Raw genomic sequence first — 501 nt, 5'->3', positions numbered from 1 at the left:
AAGAAAAGATGTTTGCAGCAATGGTTGTGGATAACCAAATGGCGAATGTGATGCTAGATACTGGCGCGCTGAAAGCTAAGAATGGTACCGAAGAGCTAGCAGGACGTACATGGTATTGGAAAGTCACGCCTGTAGCCACCACGCAGCCATTGCTGAAAGCATTTGATGTAAGTGTCGCGACCGCGAAAAACGCGAGTCCAGTTGTTACGGTAAGAAGCTATGTGGCGCAGTAAACCCAATCGCGCAAATAAGCGCCGTGCAGCAAAAGGTTTTACACTCATTGAAGTGCTGGTGTCGATAGCAATCTTTGCCAGTTTGAGCGTGGCGGCATACCAAGTGGTGTCGCAAGTTCAGCGCAGTAACGAGTTGTCGCAAGAGCGAACTCAGCGTTTGAATGAACTGCAACGCGCCATGGTGATGATGGATAACGACTTCCGCCAAATGGCATTGCGTCAAACGCGTACCAACGGCGAAGACCCTGCCGGGCAACTGATCTTTTGG

Annotated in this window: 2 protein-coding genes; both read left to right on the top strand. The window is 50.3% G+C overall.

The window, feature by feature from the left end; translation table 11 throughout:
• On the top strand, positions 1-233 hold a 233-nt coding region (gene gspI / locus R7044_RS28565; protein ID WP_225456467.1), incomplete at its 5' end, for a type II secretion system minor pseudopilin GspI.
• On the top strand, positions 220-501 hold a 282-nt coding region (gspJ, locus tag R7044_RS28560; RefSeq protein ID WP_225456466.1), incomplete at its 3' end, for a type II secretion system minor pseudopilin GspJ. The genes gspI and gspJ, both read left to right, overlap by 14 nt.

Source organism: Vibrio sp. 1402, from assembly GCF_033340275.1.
This window is presented reverse-complemented; position numbering and strand designations above follow the sequence as displayed.